Here is a 22,096-nt window from a genome sequence, read left to right on the forward strand (position 1 = left end):
TTATAATTTTAAACGTTGACCAATCGATAAATTCGTTCCATCGAGTTTATTTGTCTTCTGTAACTTCGCTACCGTTGTATTGTATTTTTTCGAAATGGAATACAGCGTATCTCCCTTTTGTACCGTATGCGTTTTAGCAGACGCTACCTGGGTTTCTGTTTTTTTGTTATCCACTTCTTTTTGTGTTTCTTTTTTTGCCTTTGCAGGTCGATCTCCCAACACTTCGCGATCATATTGATCCAACGTATAACGTTCAATCAAGCTAATCAACTTGTTAGCATACTTAGGATCTGTAGCATAGCCTGCTTTTTTCAATCCGTGCGCCCATCCTTCATAATCGTCTTTATCCAATAAAAACAAATCACTATAACGGCTGCGAGAAACTAAAAATTGCGAGTGATCGCGATAAGATTCTTCCGGTGCTTCATATTTTCTAAAACACTCATCTGGTGCATCATCTGTATGGCGAACAGAAGGTCCATCCCATTCTTTATGACACTTAATCCCAAAGTGATTATTGGCATTTCTACTCAATGTTCCTTGACCTGAACCCGACTCCAAAACCCCTTGTGCCAACGTAATACTCGCTGGGATTCCATATGCAGACATATTGTCTTTGGCAATATCTTTATATTGTAAAATATAGTCTTTTATCATATCTGTCGTTACAGATATACTAGAGGTAGCAACTAAAGTCTCACTAGCCTTGTTAGTTGTTTTGCGTTCTCTTTCTTTTTCTCTCTTTGCATCTTCCTGAACACGACGCTGTTCCTCAACCTTTCGTTGCTGAGTTCTATATTGCTCTTTGGAAACCAATTCTTTAGACTTCACCTTCTTTCCAGTCAACTTCGAATTGTTTTTAACTCCACAACTTACAAGCGTAAGTAGGCAAAACATTAAAAGGGTTTTTCTGTACATATAGCTATTTTATTTTTTCATTCCAACCTTGCAATCCTCCTGTGTGAATAGCGAGAATCTTACTGTTTTGTGCGAACTTATTCTGCTCAATTAAATCAAAGATACCAAAAAGTAGTTTACCTGTATAAATTGGATCCAAAAGAATTCCTGTGTTTTGCTTAAAATCTGCAATAAACTGCAATAATTCCGCATTGTATTTCGCATACCCTCCAAAGTGATAAGCAAGTTGTAAAGTCCAATTTTCCTTTTGTGTATACTTTTTAATTTCGTCAGCTAAGAAATCTCCTTTCAATGCAGGAAACCCGTATACTTGCTGATGATCCCATGATCGATTAATAAGTCCTGCAATCGTTCCGCCTGTACCAACAGCACAACAAATATAATCGTATTGTACGTCCTGATGTTGTATAATTTCTTCGGTTCCCCTTACTGCTTCCTCATTTGTTCCTCCTTCAGGAACTAAATAAAAATCGCCAAACTCTCTTTTTAACTCAGCCAAAAAAGCAAGATCTTCTTTGTTGCGATAAGCAGTACGAGTAATAAATTTAAAGCGCATTCCATCTGCTTCTGCTTTTTTTAAGGTCGGATTTTCACGATATACACCTGCAACTTCTTCACCTCGAATTACACCAATGGTTTCTATTCCTAATAGTCGCCCTGCAGCAGCGGTTGCGGCAATGTGATTGGAGTATGCTCCACCAAAAGTCAAAACCTGCTTAACATTAGCCTGCAAAGCAGCTTGCATATTGTATTTTAACTTCCTGAATTTATTTCCTGAAATCTCTGGATGCAGCAGGTCTTCTCTTCGAATAAAAAGTTCAACTCCATTCGCAAATGGAAGTTTTACTTTTTCTGTTGGCACTATATCGTTTGAAAATAAATCATGCATTCTAAATCACTTTTAACTGTTTTCTCTCTAATATACTATCTATTATATCCATTTATTTGTGAAAAGATTAAAACAAATAATACCAGAGTTTTTAGTAACTTACCTTCGGAAAAATAAAGTAGGAACTAAGATCTAAATACCTCGCAAAACTAGCTAATAGTTTTAAGGTTTTGACTTAAAAAACACATAAATAATTAACCACATAAAACGCATACAATGACTTTTAAGGAACAAATTTTACAAGGGATTCCAAATGAGCTACCTGCAAAAAAGGCGTATGATCCGGCAATTAATCACGCCCCAAAACGCAAAGAAATACTGACAGAAGAGGAAAAGAAACTTGCCTTAAAAAATGCTTTACGTTATTTTGATGCAAAGCATCATTCCGAGTTAATCCAAGAGTTTAAAGAAGAATTAGACACCTATGGTCGCATCTACATGTACCGATTCAGACCGGATTACACGATGTACGCACGACCAATAGAAGAATATCCGGGTAATTCTACACAAGCGAAAGCTATTATGTTGATGATTCAAAATAATTTAGATTACGCCGTAGCACAACACCCGCACGAGTTAATTACCTATGGTGGAAATGGGGCTGTGTTCTCGAATTGGGCTCAATATTTACTAACAATGCAATATCTAGCACAAATGACAGACGAGCAAACGTTAGTTATGTATTCAGGACACCCTATGGGATTATTCCCTTCACACGCTAAAGCACCTCGCGTAGTGGTAACCAATGGGATGATGATTCCAAATTATTCCAAACCGGATGATTGGGAAAAATTCAATGCCTTAGGTGTTACACAATATGGACAAATGACAGCAGGAAGTTATATGTATATTGGTCCACAAGGTATTGTACACGGAACGACAATCACCGTACTAAATGGTGGAAGAAAAATAACGAAAAACGGAGAAGATTTAACAGGAAAACTATTTGTTACCTCTGGTTTAGGAGGGATGAGTGGCGCTCAACCAAAAGCAGGAAACATTGCTGGTTGTATTACCGTTTGTGCAGAAGTTAATCCAAAAGCAGTACACACCAGACATTCACAAGGATGGGTAGACGAAGTAATTACCGATTTAGATGCCTTAGTACAACGCATACAACAAGCGCAAACGAATAAAGAAGTTGTGTCGATTGCCTACCAAGGAAACGTGGTAGAAGTTTGGGAAAAATTCGCAGATGACAATGTTTTTGTTCATTTAGGTTCTGATCAAACGTCTCTACACAATCCATGGGCAGGAGGATACTACCCTGTTGGACTTTCTTTTGAAGAAGCCAACGATATGATGGCGAACAATCCTACACTATTTAAGGAAAAAGTACAAGAATCGCTTCGCAGACAAGCGGCAGCAATCAATAAACACACGGCCAAAGGAACTTACTTCTTTGATTATGGAAATGCCTTCTTATTAGAAGCCTCTAGAGCTGGTGCGGATATCATGGCTAGCAACGGTATTGACTTTAAATACCCTAGTTATGTGCAAGATATTATGGGACCTATGTGTTTTGATTATGGTTTTGGTCCATTCCGTTGGGTATGTGCTTCAGGAAAAGCAGAAGATTTAGCTAAAACAGATGAAATTGCTTGTCGTGTATTAGAAGAAATCATGCAAAACTCTCCAGTAGAAATCCAACAACAGATGGCGGATAATATCCGCTGGATTAAAGGTGCTCAAGAAAACAAGTTAGTTGTTGGCTCACAAGCGCGCATCCTGTACGCTGATGCTGAAGGTAGAATCAAGATTGCTGAAGCCTTTAACAAAGCAATTAAAGAAGGAATTATTGGCCCAGTTGTATTAGGCCGTGATCACCACGATGTATCGGGAACTGACTCTCCATACCGTGAAACCTCAAATATTTACGATGGATCTCGTTTTACAGCAGATATGGCCATTCACAATGTGATTGGAGACAGCTTTAGAGGAGCCACTTGGGTTTCTATTCACAACGGCGGTGGTGTTGGCTGGGGAGAAGTAATCAACGGTGGTTTTGGTATGCTTTTAGATGGTTCTAAAGAAGCCGATGAAAAATTAAAGTCCATGTTATTCTGGGACGTAAACAATGGTATTGCACGACGCAATTGGGCTCGAAACAAAGAAGCTACTTTTGCCATTAAACGCGCCATGGAAGCAGAGCCTCTACTCAAGGTCACTCTTCCTAATATCGTTGATGAAAGTTTATTAAATTAACTCACAAACAAAATAAGTAAGCGATGAAAACAGTATCTAAATTTCTCATTCTTGCGGCTGTCAGCATTTTTTCAGCCTCTTGTAGTAGTGTGCGTGTTTCTGCTGATTACGACAAAAACACGAATTTTACTTCGTATCAAACCTATGCTTTTTTCAAAGAGGGAATTGACAACGTAAAATTAAACGACTTGGACAAGAAGCGCATTCTAAACGCAATTGACCAAGAGATGGCAGCAAAAGGCTTTACTAAAACGGATAGTAATCCTCAGCTATTAGTGAATATCTTCACTAAATCACAACAGCAAGTAAATGTTACAACCAATAACGACTACTTCTACTCAAGATACGGATATTACGGTTGGGGTTATGCTCCTTATTGGGGAACACCTACAACAACAGTATCCACTTCAATTGAAGGGAAATTGTACATCGATTTCATCGATACAAACAAGAAAGCTTTAATCTGGCAAGGAATTGGAACAGGCTATATTGACAATGCCAATACACCGGAAAAGAAAGAAGCTAAAATTCAAGGGTTTGTACAGAAAATATTAAGTACATATCCACCTGATAAAAAATAAAATCACAAAGAAGAAAGGGGCTAAAACAATGGTTTTAGCCCCTTTCTTCTTTGTGATTTGTTTGTGTTTAAAGAAAACAAATCTTAGTCTATGTATCTCTCCGATAGAAATCCAACACTATTCTCGAGAACTAACTCTTAAATAAAAATCACCTCTCGCTATTTATTAGTATAATACCATAAAAAGCGACGATAATTGTAAAGCAACAAAAATCATATACAAATACAATAGCTTATCGATTCATACATTCAAAAGAACACTCTTATCTCTAAAAAAAAGGAGATTTAACTTTCGTTAAATCTCCTTTTCTATTTAATAAGATATAAATCAAATTAGTATTTTGCTTTTAATAAAGGCTTACCTACTTTCAAAGCTCCTCCTTTTGTACCTCTAGCAGAAGCACCAGCTTGCCACTGAACTTGTTGAGCATCTCCACTCACAGTTGATACAGAGTTTTTACCATTAGAATATGTAATACTGTTGTTAGTATCTACTTTATCGAAAACCTCAGAAGATCCAGCACCAAGTGTTACTTTGTATGTCATAGCCATGTTAGCACTTTCTGCAACTTCGTTTCCAACTCTTTCTGGGCTACCTAATGCTGATCCACCACTTTGAGAGAAGATCATGATATCAAATGCCTCAATTTGTCCAGTATAGATACCACCATCAATAACATTTTCTTCTTCATCTAATTCAACAACACTGAAGAATCTTTTTTGAAGAACCCAAGACTCAGTTATCGTTTGAGTTGTCCAAACAGCGATTAGTACTCCACCTTCTCCTTCAATAACTTGAGATACACCGTAAACTTCTTCAAGTACATTTTCAGTTCTACCGTCAAATTGAACAGTACCTGTAATAGTTGGTCTGTTTCCAGCTTTTACTACTACGTTAACAACAGCACTTTTAAGAGACTCATATGTAGCGTGAACTTTATAAGTACCTTCTGGTGCACCAGTGATAGTAAGTCTACCATCTCTTGTAGGGAATGGGTTTGGTTGTCCTTCAATAACAATACTAGATCCTGTTACTAAATCACCATCTTGATCTACTACAGAGAATCTCATACCTGTATCTTCAGTTGTATTTTCTGGATCTTCAACTACTAATACAATTGATGTAATTTTCTTAACTACTTTTACAGTTACTTTTGCAGGATCAAATCCTTCTTTAGCTGCTGTAAATTCGAAAGAACCAACAGCTGTAGCTTTCCAAGGATTAGAAACCTCTGTACCTGCTAAAGTAATCTTAGCACCATCAATGTTATTACCTTCTGCATCTTTAATTGTAAACGTAACATTTTCTCCTACACCAACTTCATTACTTGAAGCTGTAAATGTCATTTTTTTATTTTCAGTTCCTCCTTTAGTTACTGTAATTTTTACAGCTTGGCTATCAAGTGAACCTTTTTTCTTAGCAACGATATTGAATTCACCTTCTTCAGTAAATTTGTAAGGGTTACTAATTTTAGTACCATCTTTGTAAAGTTCTGCACCAGTTTCTGCTTTACCAGCTACTTCCACTGTAAATTTCACAGTTTCGTCAACTTTAATACTTGTTTTGTCAGCCTTCAACGTCAATTGTGGATCTTTTCCTCCACCATTGTCATCGCTGCTGCTACAAGAAGCTCCGAATGTAGCCAAGCCCGCTACAGCCAAAAACATAAATAATTTTTTCATAAATATTTGCTTTAATTAGTTAATAATTGTGTTGCAATATAAAAACATTTTTGAAACTAAAAAAAAAATAAGTTAATATTATCTTTAATGTTCCCTAACATTCTAAAGTTTAAAGCAAATCTTATATAATATACCTAAACACACATCAAAATAATTAACAACAAAAATCAATTATACATAAATATTTAACCTTTATAATACATATTGCGTATTTTAACATTTTATCACACGATTAAAAACAACCTTATTTCATTATTATTCCTCATTCACCTCAAAAAATAAGAGCTTTTTATTCATTCATCTTTTTCCTTATATTTACCGCAACCAAACTACTATTTGAATACTATGGACGCAAAAGAATACGAAAGCAATGAATTAATAGACCGCTTACCACCTCATTTAAAACAATTTATCAAGCCTCAGGACTATGAGGATTACACCCCGATAAATCAAGCGGTATGGCGATATGTTATGCGTAAAAACGTCGATTATTTATCGAAAGTTGCGCACGACTCCTATTTAGAAGGATTAAACAAGACGGGAATTTCTATCGAGTCTATTCCAAGTATGTATGGAATGAACAGGATTTTAAAGGAAATTGGTTGGGCTGCAGTAGCTGTGGATGGTTTTATCCCACCTAACGCCTTTATGGAGTTTCAAGCTTATAAAGTATTGGTAATTGCTTCAGATATCAGACAATTAGAGAATATCGAATATACACCTGCTCCAGATATCATTCACGAAGGAGCTGGACATGCACCTATTATCGCCAACCCAGAATATGCGGAATACTTAAGACGCTTTGGAGAAATTGGTTGTAAAGCAATTTCTTCTGCACATGACTACGAGATTTACGAAGCTATTCGCTTGTTATCGATCTTAAAAGAAGCAGAAGGTGTAGCAGAAGCGGATATTAAAAAAGCAGAAGACGAGGTAGATCGCTTACAAGCCATCACTACTGCTCCTTCAGAAATGGCCTTAATTCGAAATTTACACTGGTGGACGGTAGAATATGGTTTAATCGGAACAGTTGATAACCCTAAGATTTATGGAGCTGGATTACTGTCTTCTATTGGAGAAAGTGCTTGGTGTATGACCGATAATGTAGAAAAACTTCCTTATACTATAGAAGCAGCTAACCAAGGGTTTGATATAACCAAACCTCAACCTCAATTATATGTAACGCCTGATTTTGCTTATTTAAGTGAGGTATTAGAGAACTTTGCTAACAAAATGGCATTGCGCAAAGGTGGCTTAGAGGGAATTCAAAAATTAATTGGCTCTAAAGCGTTAGGCACAATAGAACTAAATACAGGCATTCAAATTTCAGGTCACTTTACCAATGTAATTGATCATAATGGCAAACCTGTGTATGTACAAACGACAGGAGCAACAGCTTTATCTTATAGAGAAAAGGAATTAGTTGGACATGGGATCCAAACACATCCGCATGGTTTTGGTACAGCTTTAGGTTGTTTAAAAGGTATCAACCTAGCCATCGAAGATATGAGTCCTCGAGACTTAAAAGCTTACAATATATCTGAAGGACAACCTGTTACTTTAGAATTTAAAGGAGGAATCACTGTTTCAGGTACGATCATTACAGGAATCAGAAATATTCACGGTAAAATTATTTTGATCAGCTTTAAAGACTGTACAGTTAAACACGGCGATACGGTACTATTCCAACCAGAATGGGGCACGTATGACATGGCTGTTGGTGCAGAAGTAATTTCTGCTTTCTCAGGTCCGGCAGACTACAGAAGTTTTGATTTAGTGAATCACGTTCCTTCGTCAAAAACAATCAAAGCGGTACGCGATGAAGACAAAATTAAATTAGAAGGGCTATATCAAACGGTGCGTTTGATGCGTGAAGAAAATAAAACAGCTGATTTGCAAGCCATTTTAGATACACTGATTCAATACTACCCAACAGATTGGCTATTGACTGTTGAGATTCTTGAGCTAGCAAAACGCAATAAAGAAGAAGCTTTATTCGAAAAAGCGATGCATCGATTAGAACAACTTAAAGTAGATCGTCCAAAAGTTGCCCATTTAATTCAAGATGGTATAACTATTATACAACAAGCATAATTACAAAGGGAAAGTGACTAATAAGTCACTTTCTTTTTTTATAATATTTCCTTGATATTCTAACGTCCATCCTAGCATATTAGTTACAACTAACAGTTTACCCAACTCACTCATCAAGCGATTTTCCGCATTGGATTTTAAAGTAGAAGCTTCAATCTTCTTTTGTAAATCTTCCTTGATCTTTGCATTGATCTTATTGTAATCAGCACCTGTAAAAGGATTAAACGTACTCGTTTCTACATCATACAGTTTATAATCGGGATAGATATGGATTTCTGGCTCAGGAATGTGTACTAACTGCACAACCTTGCGTTCTTCATCAATCTGGTATTGCAACTGTGTCAAATCATACTCAACCGTTGCCTTTGCATTGACAATTACCACTGCTTTCTTTGTAAAAGAAACTAAATTCAACAAATACTTTTGCTGGTCTTCATAGGTCATCACTTGAGTATAATTGGCCTCAGTTACAATCAATTTACTGACGTTTTTTAATTGTTCCTGGATCAAATTCGAATTATACTCCACTGTACTGTTCGATTTACCAAAAGTGTATTGATAGACCACTACTCCCATAAACATGAAGAATAGCACAATAAAAAAAGAAAAGATCACTTTAAAGATTGTTCTCATAGCGCTACAACGAATTATCTAAAATTCATAAAAGGGTACTGCTCTAATAAATCGTCAATTTTTTCAATCAACGTATCTAAAAATTTCAAATGCTGTTCTGCTGTTGGGTTAAAAGGACGATGGTTCAATCCTTTCTGTACCTCATCAACTTTCTTCATTACTGCATACATGGATTCATCGATATAATACGCAACAAAACGTTCCCAAATATACTGAATAGCAATCTCATTTGGATGAATCAAATCTGCAGTATAAAATCGATAATCTCGCAACTCGTCCATGACGATTTCATACACGGGAATGTAACTCACTTTTGCATCTTGTAACATAGCTAAGGCTTGATGTAAAGCACTACACAAAATACTTTTACTGCGTTGATTCTCTACAAAGCCATCTTTTGTATGCCGCACAGGTGATATCGTACAAAAAACTTGCGCCTCTGCATTTACTGATCGGATCAACTCTACAATCTTGATATAGCTTGCGACAACCTCTTCATAATTGAGCAATCTCTTTTCAAATTGGACATTGGGAATTTTATGACAGTTGGCTACTATTTCACCCGTTTCCTTGAATACATAAACCCAAGCCGTACCAAAAGTTAAGGTTATAAAATTACTTTCCTTCAGTGCAAGTTGCAAATCAAACAACTTTACGTTTAATTTCGTTACGATGTCTTCTAGTTCTAATTCATTTAAATCAGAATGAGCCGCAAAACAACTCCATATCTCTTGGTGCTCAAAAACGTCCGCAGCCGTAAATTCATATCCTTTAACTGCATATTCAACAACTTTTTCAATTGCTTTTGGATGAAATAGAATTCCAAAAGGATTAATCGTTTGCTGAAATTGATAGGCTTTAAACTTTTCGCCCATATTGACAGCAAAACAAGAACCTAAACACAAGATTTTGTCATCATACGTGATCTTTTTTTCTATGTGCGTTAACGGTACAACGGTACTAAAATTCATATCCAATAGTTTATTAAAGAAAAAAAGATTCCTATTCGTAGGAATCTTTTTTACACATATAAATTAGTTTAAATAATCAATAGCGTGACTGATCGCTTCTTTCATTCCTTCTGGATTTTTACCCCCTGCAGTTGCGAAGAACGCTTGTCCTCCACCTCCTCCTTGGATGTATTTTCCTAATTCGCGAACGATTTGTCCAGCATTCAATCCTTTTGTTTCTACTATTTCTTTCGAAACATAACACGTTAACATCGGTTTATCATTAGCATTAGAACCGAAAACTACATATAAATTGGCGAACTCACTTCCCAACTCATAGGCTAAATCTTTGGTTCCATTTGCGTCTAAATCAACTTCAACCGCTAAGAAAGCTACGTCATTAATCATTTGAATTTGAGCTTTGAGCTCTCCTTTCAAATTCTTTGCTTTCTCTTTCAACAATTGCTCTACTTGTTTTTTAAGTTTAGCATTTTCATCTTGAAGAGAAACTACTGCTTTCAACGTGTCTTGAGGATTCTTCAATACAGCCTTTAGCTCTTTTAATGTATTTTCTTGTTCTGTATAGAACGCTCTTGCTGCTTTATTAGTAATAGCTTCAATACGGCGAATACCCGCTGCTACAGCTCCTTCGCTAACAATTTTAAACTGCCAGATATCTGCTGTATTTTGCACGTGTGTTCCTCCACAAAGCTCCATACTTTCACCAAATCTAATCGCACGTACTTCATCTCCATATTTCTCACCAAAAAGAGCCATTGCTCCTTCTTCCACTGCTTGTGCAAAAGGAATACTTCTTCTTTCAATTAGTGGCAACTGTTCGTGAATACGAGCATTTACAAATTCTTCTACCGCTTGTAACTCTTCTTCTGTTACTTTAGAGAAATGAGAAAAGTCAAAACGCAAATGCGTTGGCGACACTAAAGATCCTTTTTGCTCCACATGCGTACCTAAAATCGTACGTAAAGCTTGGTGTAATAAGTGTGTAGCCGAGTGGTTTGCCATCGATTGCTTACGCGCCTCTACATCTACTTTTGCTGTAAACGTCCCCTCTACATTAGCAGGTAAAGTTCTTACTATATGTAAAATTAGGTTATTTTCTTTTTTCGTATCAATCACCGGGATAGACTCGTTAGCAGATACAATTACTCCACAATCTCCTACTTGTCCTCCACCTTCTGGATAGAATGGTGTAGCATCAAGCACTAACTGGAACAATTTTCCATCTTTCTTGCTATCTACTTTTCTATAACGCGTGATTTTTACTTGATTTTCCAACTGGTCATACCCAACGAATTGCTCTACATTTCCACCAATCAACACCGTCCAATCATCTGTAGAAACTTCTGAAGCAGCTCTTGAACGCGTTTTTTGTTCATTCATTGCGGCTTCGAATCCTTTCTCGTCTAGTTCAAATCCTTTTTCTCTAAGAATCAACGCTGTTAAGTCAATTGGAAATCCGAAAGTATCATATAATTCAAATGCTTTTGCTCCATCTACAACTTTTCCATTGGTTTTCTCAATCACTTGATCCAACAAATGCAACCCTTGCTCTAAGGTACGCAAGAACGAAGCCTCTTCTTCTTTGATTACATTCTCTACTAGTGTTTTTTGAGATACAATTTCTGGAAAGAAAGCTCCCATTTGTACAGCTAAAACCTCAACTAATTGATAAATAAAAGGTTCTTTTGTTCCTAAGAAGGTAAATCCATAGCGAATAGCACGACGCAAAATACGGCGAATTACATACCCTGCTCCATTATTAGAAGGCAACTGTCCATCTGCAATAGCAAAAGCAACAGCACGTACGTGATCTACTACAACGCGGATAGCAATATTTACCTTATTTTGTTGTTCTGTTATATCTTTTACGGTATTATCCGTGTACTTTAATCCCGTAATTTCTTCTACTTTGCGGATTAAAGGTGTAAATACGTCTGTATCATAATTAGATGTTACCCCTTGCATAGCCATACACAAGCGCTCAAACCCCATTCCGGTATCTACGTGTTGTGCAGGTAATTTCTCCAAAGAACCATCTGCTTTACGGTTGAATTCCATGAAAACGTTATTCCAAATCTCCACTACTTGCGGATGATCTGCATTAACCAAAGAAAAACCAGAAACAGCTGCTCTCTCTGCATCGGTACGCAAGTCGATGTGAATTTCAGAACAAGGTCCACAAGGTCCTTGATCTCCCATTTCCCAGAAATTATCTTTTTTATTCCCTAAGATGATGCGATCTTCTGACACATATTGTTTCCAAAGATCAAAAGCTTCTTGATCAAAGGGTACATTTTCAGCTGGGTTTCCTTCAAACACAGAAACATACAAACGATCTTTTTCCAGTTTCAGAACTTCGGTTAAGAACTCCCATGCCCAAGCGATTGCTTCTTTTTTGAAATAATCTCCAAAGGACCAGTTCCCCAACATTTCAAACATCGTATGGTGATAGGTATCAAATCCTACATCTTCTAAATCGTTGTGCTTTCCAGAAACACGTAAACATTTCTGTGTATCTGCAATACGCTTGCTTTTCGGTGTGGCGTTTCCTAAAAAATATTCTTTAAACTGGGCCATCCCAGAGTTGTTAAACATTAAAGTTGGATCGTCTTTCAAAACGATCGGTGCTGAAGGAACAATTAAGTGTCCCTTTTCTTCAAAAAAGTTTAAAAACTTCTGACGAATTTCTTGTGATTTCATATTTTCGGAAACTAATATTTTCTATTCAACATGTAACTATCGAACTATTTATTTTTTTCAAAACTCCCTTTTAGAAGCAAAATGTGTTAATTTTTTATTTCCATTTGACCATTAATCCAATATTAAACCAAAACATTGTTTAAATTTGTTGTTTAATGCCTTTTTAAATCAAACGAGGGCGTTTACAAAATTAGTGCAAAAATAGTGTTTTTTAAATTATGGCTAAGGTAAAATATTATTACGATTCTGAAAAGTTAGCGTTTCACAGAATACGTCCCAAATCTTCGAAGCGAATCGTAAATGTATTGTTATTCATGCTATCTGCAGCGGCATTTGGATTATTGGGTCTATTTATCCTAATCAACTCTAATATTCTAGCCACACCTAAAGAAAAAACGCTAGAAAGAGAAGTTGCTGAATTTAAGACCAACTATACGTTACTCAACAAAAAAATTGATCTAATCACGGAGGTATTGGATGAATTAGAAGTGAGAGACAACGAAATCTACAGAGCCTATTTCAATACGGCACCTATTCCGGAAGAACAACGCAAAGCGGGGTTAGGAGGTCTAAACCGTTACAAAGAGTTTAAAAACTTACAGAACGAAAAACTTCTTCGCTTAACAACCGAAAAAATAGACATCATCGCCAAACAAACAGCAATACAATCGCGTTCTTTAGATGATATCATCAACTTGGCCAAAGGGAAAGAGAAGCTTTTATCGGCTATTCCTGCTATTCAACCTGTAAAAAATGAAAGCTTAAAACACATGGCTTCAGGTTATGGATACCGAAGTGACCCCTTTACAAAGATCAAAAAGTTTCACTCTGGAATGGATTTCTCCGTAAATATTGGAACCCCCATATATGCAACGGGCGATGGAAGAGTTACTAGGGCTAATAATCAACTCTCTGGCTATGGAAACTTAATTGAAGTAGAACACGGGTATGGTTATCAAACGCGTTATGCGCATTTAAGCAAGTACAATGTCAAGGAAGGGCAAACGGTAAAAAGAGGAGATATTATCGGTTATGCAGGTAGTACAGGCCGAAGCTCAGGTCCGCACTTACACTATGAAGTGCACTACAAAGGAAATCCTGTTAATCCGTTGAATTATTACTATGGCGATATTTCAGCCAAAGAGTTTGAGTTATTATTACAAGAAGCTAACCACGAAAATCAATCTTTAGACTAATGAAAGTTAATTTACCTGAAAAGAGATATTACAGCATTGGCGAATTGGCCAAAGCCTTTGACGTCAATACGTCTTTGATTCGTTTTTGGGAAAAGGAATTTGACATTATTAAACCCAAAAAGAACGCCAAAGGTAATCGCATGTTCTCACAGCAGGACGTCAAGAACTTTGAACTCATTTATCACTTAGTCAAAGAACGAGGGTTTACCTTAGATGGGGCAAAGGATCAACTAAAGCTAAAACCAAAAGAAGCCGTTGACAACCTTGAGATTATCAAAAAATTAGAATATATCAAAGAAACTTTAATAAGCATAAAAAACGAACTTTAAAACAGAAAAACAAATGAAAAAAGTCTTACCTATTATCATCGTATTAGTTGTCCTTATTGGTGGATACTTTTTATTATCGATGAATTACCAAAACTCTGCATTAGGTTACAAACAAGCCGTTGACAAATCATGGGCAGATGTAGAAGGTGCTTATCAAAGAAGAAATGACCTTATTGGAAATTTAGTAGAGACCGTAAAAGGGGCGGCTGATTTTGAAAAATCTACATTAGAAGCTGTTGTTAGCGCAAGAGCAAAAGCAACTTCTGTTTCTATTGATCCAACGAATATGACAGAATCACAATTAGCTAACTTCCAACAATCACAATCAGGTGTTTCTAGTGCATTAGGTCGCTTATTAGTTACAGTAGAGAAATACCCTGATTTAAAAGCCAACCAAAACTTCTTAAAACTACAAGATGAATTGGCAAGTACAGAAAATCAAATTTTCACTCAACGTTCTCGTTTTAATGAAGCAGTACAAGGATATAACGGTTACATTTTAAAAGTACCTAATAAATTCTTTTTAAGTGGTTATACTGAAAAACCATTCTTTAAAGCAGAAGCTGGGGCAGAACAAGCACCTAAAGTAAAATTCTAATTGATGATGCAACTAATTCGTCAATTTCTAAGTCCTTCGGATGAACAAGAAATTATAGAAGCTATTACGCAAGCGGAGAAAAACACCACAGGTGAAATTCGCGTTCACATCGAGACAACGTCAACTAAAGAGCCTTATACAAGAGCTCAAGAGGTTTTTTTTGAATTAGCTATGGATAAAACCACGCATGCGAATGGTGTTCTATTTTATATCTGCTTAAATTCTAAAGCTTTTGTTATTTTGGGAGATAAGGGAATTGACCAACGTGTAAAAGCGGAAAATTTTTGGGAAGGCACAAAAGAACTTGTCATCAACCACTTTAAACAGGGGTTATATAAACAAGGGCTAATTTATGGCATACTCAAAGCAGGTAGTCAATTAAAAGTGTATTTTCCTTCTCAAGGGGAAAGCAAAAATGAACTATCAAACGAAATATCAAAAGCTTAACTCAACATGCAAAAACGAAGAAACAACGTCTTATCATTTGTAGTATTTGCTTTCATTTTCCTTTGTTCGCAAATCAATTATGCGCAATTCACTATTCCTGAAAAACCAAAGAAAAGCGAGCAAACATCGGTTTACGATTACGCTCAAATTTTAAGCAGTCAACAAAGCACAGCGTTAGAACAACGGTTACTTGCTTATAGTAAGGAAACCTCAACGCAGATTGTCGTTATTACAATTCCTTCTTTGCAAGGTGAGAGTATTGGCATTTTAGGTCCTAAATGGGGACAAACGTGGGGTATTGGACAGAAAGACAAAGGCAATGGGGTATTAATTTTACTAGCTGCACAGGAAAGACAAATTGGCATTTATCCGGGTTATGGTGCGGAAGTTCAAATAACAGCAGGACAAGGAGGAGAATTGATCCGAAATCGAATCATCCCAGAGTTCAAAAAAGGCGATTACTACGCTGGATTAAACGAAGGGGTTACGGGTATCACAGAAATGCTTGCAGGAACTTACCAGGCAGATGCTCGTGTGGATGGAGATAATGAAATCGGTGGATTAATTTGCGTTTTTATCATTCTTGCTTTAATTATTGGAACTATTTTATTCAAAAATAAAAATAACAATGGAGGTCATGGTGGCAATTCTGGTCATCGCGGCTTCTTAGATGATCTAACTAGCATGGTCATTCTCAGCAACCTAGGCAGAAGCTCAGGTGGAGGTGGCTTTGGCGGAGGAGGAAGCTTCGGTGGCGGCGGCGGTTTTGGCGGCGGCTTCGGAGGTGGAGGTTTCTCTGGTGGTGGATCTAGCGGAAGCTGGTAAATCTAATCTTTATATGATAAAAAAAGCGGTTGTTTGATACAAACAACCGCTTTTTTTTATCGTCTTCCCATTCGCATCATGCCTCCTCCGCGATTTCCACCGCGATTTCCGCGCATTTCTTTTCCGCCAAATCCCTTTAAACTATACGTCAAAGAAAACATAACATAGCGCTTTAAAACTAAACTCTCTGAATCTACAATAGACGTGGCATCAATGGTACGCCTTGAACTTGTATTTTGATTCAACACATCGTAAACTTTTACCTTTGCCTTAAATCGATCATTAAAGAATTCATACGCCAAACTGATATTCCACATATAGAAATCGCGATTATAACCACTGGCAATTTGTGAATTGTAGGTATAATTAAAATCATTTCCAATCGTAAACTTACTCGGCCAGTACAACACCGTTTCCAACGAAGCATTGTGAATATAATTACTAGCGCGATCTACATTGAAGTTCTTGTAACTGGACCAATTCGTGTTATAATTATAGGAAGGTGAAATTCTAAACAACTCACCATAATCTACGTTGACATAAACCCGCGGACTAAGACTATTGGAAATTGCATCGTAAATAACTCCATCAATATAACCTTTTTGCACACTTTGATTGTAACGCATGTTAATTCCATAACGCACACTTAATTCATCCCATTTAGCCGAACGATACCACGATCCATTCAACGACCAACTATAAGCTCCTGATACATTTTTGTATGTAGAAATACTCTTGCGATCTTCATCGTAATCGATGGCATTGACAATGCTATTATTTAAAATATTGACATTTCCATAAACTGAATATCCTGAACGCGTTTGAAAATTATAGGATCTATAACTCAACGTCATGGTATGATTACCTGTCGGACGCAAATCAGGATTTCCAACGAAAGTATGTAGCGGATTACTCACATCAACGATATCCAAAAGCTCTGTAGCACGTTGATAGGTTACGTTGTAATTATACATCAACCAAAACATATTTCCCTTTGATAGTGTGTATCTCAGATTAACTAATACGTTAGGATCAATGTACTTTTTGTCTAAGGTATAATTTTCTTTATTATACAATGCCTCTACACTATTCTTCACCAACTGAGTCGACGTATTAAAATCGGCATAAAATTTCTTATGTGTAAGATTAAATCCGACATAAGGATTCACCGTTGTTCGAACAGTTACATACCGATTAGTCTGCAAGCTATTCAAATCGGTATAATCTTGAGTTGCTTCGTTGTAGTCAAATACTTTTGCGTCTGTAATCTCTTGATTTCTATCCCAACTAGTTCCGATCAACATCGTAAGCGAATCTGTTATCGGTTGGCTATATTCAAAAGACAAAGCATACGAATCATTGGCGTTATTTTGTCTTTGGTATTGGCGACGTTTATCTTCTTCTTGTTCTGTTTTGTAAAAATGAGTTACAGATTCTTGCAAGATATCACTTTCATTCACGCTGTTTGCATTTCTAAACTCCACCGTAAAAAATTGTCGATCTCTTTTTAACTTGCGCATATAACGCATAGAGTTTGCAAAACTATTACTATCCCCTTTGTTTCGTGCATGTGATTCGCTATCGTTGAGTAATTCTCCTTGTTCATTGAGTGATTCAGAGGACGAACTGGTCACCGAACTCGAATAATTCGTTTGAAAATTTGGCGTGATATAAAAGGAGTCTTTTTCGCCTATATAATCAATCGATACATTAGCCGAATGACCTTCTGAATCACTATTAGAACCGGATTCTGAATTAGTTGCAAACTCGCCAGAAGGTAAAAATTGAGTAACCGATGATCGGTTTTTACTTTCTGTGTCGGAGAAGTTATAGTTGTAACTGCCATTTACCTTTAATTTATCCGAAAGATCTTGTACAAAATTTACCCCTAGCATTCTCGACGTTGTAATTCCACCCGAACTTTTTCCCATGCGCATATTGTCAAAAACTTCATCCATAGAAAATCCCATAGCATTAATATTATTGGCAGAACCGATAACGTTGAGTTGCGTTTTATCAAAAAAAGTATTGAAGAACAGACTTCCTTCGTAGCGTTTATCAGACCCATACCCTCCTGTTACTTTTCCAAAATACCCTTTGTTATTCGCTTCGTCAATTGTGATATTAATACTGGCGTCATCTGATTTCGCACGTTCACCGGTAAATTTTTCTTTTTTGGTTTTCTTGTCTGTTACTTGAACTTTATTAATAATTTCTGCAGGCAAGTTTTCCAAGGCAATTTTTCCGTCTTCCCCAAAAAAAGGTTTGCCATTCACCAAGATCTCGTTTACTTGTTTACCGTTTACCGTAATTTTTTTATTCTCGTCAATTTGCAATCCAGGTAATTGCTTTAGCAATTGCTCAAGATTGGCATCGGGACGAACAGTAAAAGAAGAAGCGTTAAACTCAAGTGTGTCTCGTTTTACCCGAATTGGCGGAATATCTGCGGTGATAACCAATTCATCCAAACTCGTAATCAATTCTTGCAGTTGAATAGTCCCCAAGTTGTAGGTTTGTTCACCTGTTGATTCTATAGCCTTACTATAGGGCTTAAAGCCAACCATACTTGCTTTAAAGCGCACTTTTTCTTCAGGTAGTTTCACCTTTAGTTCAAAATTACCTTCCGCATTAGACATGCTATATTCTAGTACGGAATTATCTTTTTCTTTAACCACATAAACTGTCACAGCTTCTAATGGATTTTTCACGCTATCAGTAAGTTTTCCTTGGATACTAACCGTAGATTGACTGAATACAGTCTGAAAAAATAAAACGGTTAACAAGCAAATTAGTTTTTTCATAGTAACAAAAAACGGTCTTTGTTCTTCCAAACAAAGACCGTATATTTTAGTATAATTACAATTATTTTTGTCTAAAATAGATGTCAATAGGCACACCGCTAAAGTCATAAATTTCACGTAATTTATTCTCAACAAACCTTTTATAAGGATCTTTAATGTATTGAGGTAAATTCGCAAAAAACACAAATTGAGGTGATGGCGTTGGCAACTGCATACAATACTTAATCTTGATATACTTCCCTTTAATCGCTGGTGGTGGTGTATGTTCAATGATAGGCAACATTGTTTCATTAAATTTCGAAGTAGAAATTCTGTTCTTTCTATTTTCATAGACCTGAACCGCAGTTTCTAACGCTTTTAATAAACGTTGTTTTGTTATTGTTGATGTAAATACAATTGGCACATCTGTAAATGGAGCAATGCTTTCGCGTATTTTATCCTCAAATTGTTTTGACGTCAGTGTGTCCTTATCGATCAAGTCCCACTTATTCACTAAAATAACAATTCCTTTTCTATTTTTCTCTGCTAACCAGAAAATATTTTGATCTTGTCCTTCAAATCCTCTTGTAGCATCAACCATTAAGATACAAACATCACTGTGTTCGATTGCGCGAATCGAACGCATTACAGAATAGAATTCTAAATCTTCTTTTACTTTTGTTTTTCTACGGATACCCGCTGTATCAACTAAGTTAAAGTCAAATCCAAATTGAGTAAAACGCGTATCGATAGCATCTCTTGTTGTTCCTGCAATATCAGTTACAATATAGCGATCTTCTCCAATCAAGGCATTGATAAAACTAGATTTACCTGCATTTGGACGTCCAACTACAGCAAAACGAGGTAATTCCCCATCTTCTATTTCCTCTCTCACCTCTTCTTCAGGAAGCGCTTTAACAACTTCGTCTAATAAGTCACCTGTACCACTTCCACTCATTCCTGCGATTGGATAAATTTCTCCCAATCCCAAATTATAAAACTCATACGAATCGTCCATGCGTTTCGCACTATCTACTTTATTAACTGCAACAAAAACAGGTTTTGTTTCGCGGTGTAATAATTTTGCTACTTCAGCATCCATAGGAGTAATCCCCTCTTCAACATCCACAACAAATATAATAACATCAGCTTCCTCAATTGCCAAAGCAACTTGACGTCTGATTTCTTCTTCAAAAATATCATCTGATCCCTTTACATATCCTCCAGTATCAATTACCGAGAACTCTCTTCCATTCCATTCTGATTTGCCGTAGTTTCTATCGCGCGTTACCCCGCTAACCGAATCTACAATTGCCTCTCTCCTTTGAATCAATCGATTAAAGAAAGTGGATTTTCCTACGTTTGGTCTCCCAACTATGGCTACTATACTACTCATATACTATTTAAATATGTCGCAAAGTTACTATTTCAATGCAATATTTTACGCTATTATTTAATTTCTCTATTTTTTTTGATTGTATCCGAAACGTTTCAACTGATAATCGCTCGATCTCCAATCTTTATTCACCTTAACAAAAAGCTCTAAGTGTACTTTTTTATCAAAGAATTTTTCCATTTCTATACGGGCAGCAATTCCTACTTTTTTCAAAGCTGCACCTTTATGTCCGATCAAAATTCCCTTTTGCGTATCGCGCTCTACCATAATAATGGCTTTGATTCGAATAATTTCTTCTTCCTCTAAAAATTCTTCTGTTTCTACTTCTACAGCGTAAGGAATCTCTTTTTCATAGTTCAACAAAATTTTCTCGCGAATAATTTCATTGACAAAGAAACGCTCCGATCTATCCGTTAAGGCATCTTTTGCATAAAAAGGAGGCGATTCAGGTAATAATTCAATAATACGATCATAAACGGCTTGTGTATTAAACTTCTCTAAAGCAGAAATAGGAAAAATCTCTGCATTGGGAACCTTAGACTTCCACAACTCCATTTGTTCTTCTAATTGTTGCTGATTAGATTTATCAATTTTATTCAACAACAATAAAATAGGCACCTTAGAGTGAATAATTCGATTAAAAAAAGCTTCGTCTTTCAATTCTTTTTCCCCTACTTCGACCATATAGATCAATACATCTGCGTCTTCAAAAGCAGATTTAACAAAATCCATCATCGATTCTTGTAATTCATACGCTGGCTTAATAATACCCGGTGTATCAGAAAATACAATTTGATAATCCTCTTCATTTACAATTCCTAGAATACGATGTCTTGTTGTTTGCGCTTTTGAAGTTATTATTGATAATCGCTCTCCCACTAATGCATTCATTAGGGTTGATTTCCCTACATTGGGATTACCTATAATATTCACAAATCCAGCTTTATGTGCCATAAAAATATATTTTTCGCTACAAAGGTAGTTTTTATCAATGAGATAGTTGAAAAAAAATGAAAGAACTCGACTTAATTCCCTCTTTCTGTGTTTTTACATGCTGACAAATTTTGATTTATAGGCTATTTTACTAGTTTTATCCTTTTAATATAAAACACCGCATGATGAACGAAAACCAAAAACATTGGTCTAAGGTAGAATATCTACATGAAACTGTACAAAATCCCAATATACATATCAAAGGCAATACGAGTTATTACAGTCATGCTTGGAGTGGAACCTTTGAAGAAAGTGTAGTTCGATACTTATATGGCGATTCTTATAGTTTAAGCCAATGGGAACCGGCTTGGCCTATTGATCAGTTGTATATTGGTTCTCATGTTTGCTTTGCCGCCGAGGTAGTGATTATTATGGGTGGAAATAACACCCATCGCACAGATTGGTTTAGTTTATACCCCTTTGTTGAAACAATCATCGAATCCTACCAACCAAAAGGAGATACAATTATCAAAGATGGCGCATGGATTGGAATGCGTGCTATGATTATGCCAGGTGTTACCATTGGAGAAGGAGCGATTATTGCCTCTGGTGCTGTAGTAACCAAAGATGTTGCTCCTTATACCCTTGTTGCAGGAAATCCAGCCAAACCCATCAAAACAAGATTTGATGAAAATACCACAACACGTTTACTTCAACTAAACCTATACGATTGGGAAGAAGCCAAATTCAACGCCCTACAACCCTATTTAACGGCCAACAACATTGACCTATTGGAAGAACAAAGTCAATTATTCGATCAAACCAATCAACCTTCTAAATAATTCTTTAAAAAAATCTCCCACATACTCTTACTGCACAGCACATTACACCCTAACCAAGTACCATTATCCCAATCAAA

General features: G+C 36.4%; 18 protein-coding genes. 9 read left to right on the plus strand and 9 right to left on the minus strand.

Going from position 1 to position 22,096, the window contains the following annotated elements; genetic code table 11:
• Together H4K33_RS03950 and H4K33_RS03955 are read right to left on the minus strand one after the other, a co-directional pair.
• Positions 1–897, minus strand: coding sequence for a glucosaminidase domain-containing protein (locus H4K33_RS03950; RefSeq protein ID WP_255493540.1), 897 nt, complete (start codon positions 895–897; stop codon positions 1–3).
• Positions 898–922: 25 nt separating this feature from the next.
• The gene (locus H4K33_RS03955) at positions 923–1,807 is read right to left on the minus strand and encodes a 1-aminocyclopropane-1-carboxylate deaminase/D-cysteine desulfhydrase (protein ID WP_182647184.1); all 885 of its coding nucleotides are present in this window, start codon (positions 1,805–1,807) and stop codon (positions 923–925) included.
• A 216-nt stretch (positions 1,808–2,023) separates the two neighbouring features.
• On the opposite strand from H4K33_RS03955, the gene H4K33_RS03960 reads away from it, so the two are divergent.
• Positions 2,024–4,012 carry a urocanate hydratase gene (locus tag H4K33_RS03960; protein ID WP_182647185.1) on the plus strand — a complete coding sequence of 663 codons (1,989 nt, stop codon included), beginning with the start codon at positions 2,024–2,026 and terminating at the stop codon, positions 4,010–4,012.
• A gap of 23 nt (positions 4,013–4,035) precedes the next feature.
• Positions 4,036–4,593, plus strand: coding sequence for a DUF4136 domain-containing protein (locus tag H4K33_RS03965; protein WP_182647186.1), 558 nt, complete (start codon positions 4,036–4,038; stop codon positions 4,591–4,593).
• Between the two features lie 332 nt (positions 4,594–4,925).
• Here the strand turns inward: H4K33_RS03965 and H4K33_RS03970 are convergent, their stop codons facing one another.
• Positions 4,926–6,275, minus strand: coding sequence for a carboxypeptidase-like regulatory domain-containing protein (locus H4K33_RS03970; protein ID WP_182647187.1), 1,350 nt, complete (start codon positions 6,273–6,275; stop codon positions 4,926–4,928).
• A gap of 345 nt (positions 6,276–6,620) precedes the next feature.
• On the opposite strand from H4K33_RS03970, the gene H4K33_RS03975 reads away from it, so the two are divergent.
• Positions 6,621–8,369 (plus strand): aromatic amino acid hydroxylase, encoded by a 1,749-nt coding sequence (locus H4K33_RS03975; protein ID WP_182647188.1) that lies wholly within the window; start codon positions 6,621–6,623, stop codon positions 8,367–8,369.
• Here H4K33_RS03975 and H4K33_RS03980 read toward each other — a convergent pair whose 3' ends face one another.
• The 3 genes from H4K33_RS03980 to alaS all read right to left on the minus strand — a co-directional run bounded on the left by H4K33_RS03980 (position 8,370) and on the right by alaS (position 12,673).
• The gene (locus tag H4K33_RS03980; RefSeq protein WP_182647189.1) at positions 8,370–9,002 is read right to left on the minus strand and encodes a DUF4230 domain-containing protein; all 633 of its coding nucleotides are present in this window, start codon (positions 9,000–9,002) and stop codon (positions 8,370–8,372) included.
• Between the two features lie 14 nt (positions 9,003–9,016).
• On the minus strand, positions 9,017–9,973 hold the full coding sequence (locus H4K33_RS03985; RefSeq protein WP_182647190.1) for a GSCFA domain-containing protein: 957 nt from the start codon (positions 9,971–9,973) through the stop codon (positions 9,017–9,019).
• A 63-nt stretch (positions 9,974–10,036) separates the two neighbouring features.
• Positions 10,037–12,673 (minus strand): alanine--tRNA ligase, encoded by a 2,637-nt coding sequence (alaS, locus tag H4K33_RS03990; protein WP_182647191.1) that lies wholly within the window; start codon positions 12,671–12,673, stop codon positions 10,037–10,039.
• Positions 12,674–12,891: 218 nt separating this feature from the next.
• On the opposite strand from alaS, the gene H4K33_RS03995 reads away from it, so the two are divergent.
• Genes H4K33_RS03995 through H4K33_RS04015 form a run of 5 tightly spaced genes read left to right on the plus strand, consistent with a single transcriptional unit; the run spans position 12,892 to position 16,068 of the window.
• The gene (locus H4K33_RS03995; RefSeq protein WP_182647192.1) at positions 12,892–13,869 is read left to right on the plus strand and encodes a M23 family metallopeptidase; all 978 of its coding nucleotides are present in this window, start codon (positions 12,892–12,894) and stop codon (positions 13,867–13,869) included.
• Positions 13,869–14,198, plus strand: coding sequence for a MerR family transcriptional regulator (locus H4K33_RS04000; RefSeq protein WP_182647193.1), 330 nt, complete (start codon positions 13,869–13,871; stop codon positions 14,196–14,198). The genes H4K33_RS03995 and H4K33_RS04000 overlap by 1 nt, the downstream gene beginning before the upstream one ends.
• Before the next feature lie 13 nt (positions 14,199–14,211).
• Positions 14,212–14,796, plus strand: coding sequence for a LemA family protein (locus H4K33_RS04005; protein WP_182647194.1), 585 nt, complete (start codon positions 14,212–14,214; stop codon positions 14,794–14,796).
• 6 nt (positions 14,797–14,802) lie between these two features.
• Positions 14,803–15,243, plus strand: coding sequence for a TPM domain-containing protein (locus H4K33_RS04010; RefSeq protein ID WP_182647375.1), 441 nt, complete (start codon positions 14,803–14,805; stop codon positions 15,241–15,243).
• Positions 15,244–15,249: 6 nt separating this feature from the next.
• Positions 15,250–16,068 carry a YgcG family protein gene (locus H4K33_RS04015; protein ID WP_182647195.1) on the plus strand — a complete coding sequence of 273 codons (819 nt, stop codon included), beginning with the start codon at positions 15,250–15,252 and terminating at the stop codon, positions 16,066–16,068.
• A gap of 56 nt (positions 16,069–16,124) precedes the next feature.
• Here the strand turns inward: H4K33_RS04015 and H4K33_RS04020 are convergent, their stop codons facing one another.
• The 3 genes from H4K33_RS04020 to era form a co-directional block, all read right to left on the minus strand.
• On the minus strand, positions 16,125–18,869 hold the full coding sequence (locus H4K33_RS04020; protein ID WP_182647196.1) for an outer membrane beta-barrel protein: 2,745 nt from the start codon (positions 18,867–18,869) through the stop codon (positions 16,125–16,127).
• Positions 18,870–18,930: 61 nt separating this feature from the next.
• Positions 18,931–20,244, minus strand: coding sequence for a ribosome biogenesis GTPase Der (gene der / locus H4K33_RS04025; protein WP_182647197.1), 1,314 nt, complete (start codon positions 20,242–20,244; stop codon positions 18,931–18,933).
• Positions 20,245–20,310: 66 nt separating this feature from the next.
• Positions 20,311–21,198 (minus strand): GTPase Era, encoded by an 888-nt coding sequence (gene era / locus H4K33_RS04030; protein ID WP_182647198.1) that lies wholly within the window; start codon positions 21,196–21,198, stop codon positions 20,311–20,313.
• A gap of 161 nt (positions 21,199–21,359) precedes the next feature.
• On the opposite strand from era, the gene H4K33_RS04035 reads away from it, so the two are divergent.
• A complete protein-coding gene (locus tag H4K33_RS04035) occupies positions 21,360–22,019 on the plus strand; it encodes a CatB-related O-acetyltransferase (protein ID WP_182647199.1) in 660 nt (219 codons plus the stop codon).
• Positions 22,020–22,096 lie beyond the last annotated feature (77 nt).

It is taken from the genome of Myroides sp. WP-1 (genome assembly GCF_014145635.1).
Classification (GTDB): Bacteria; Bacteroidota; Bacteroidia; order Flavobacteriales; family Flavobacteriaceae; genus Flavobacterium.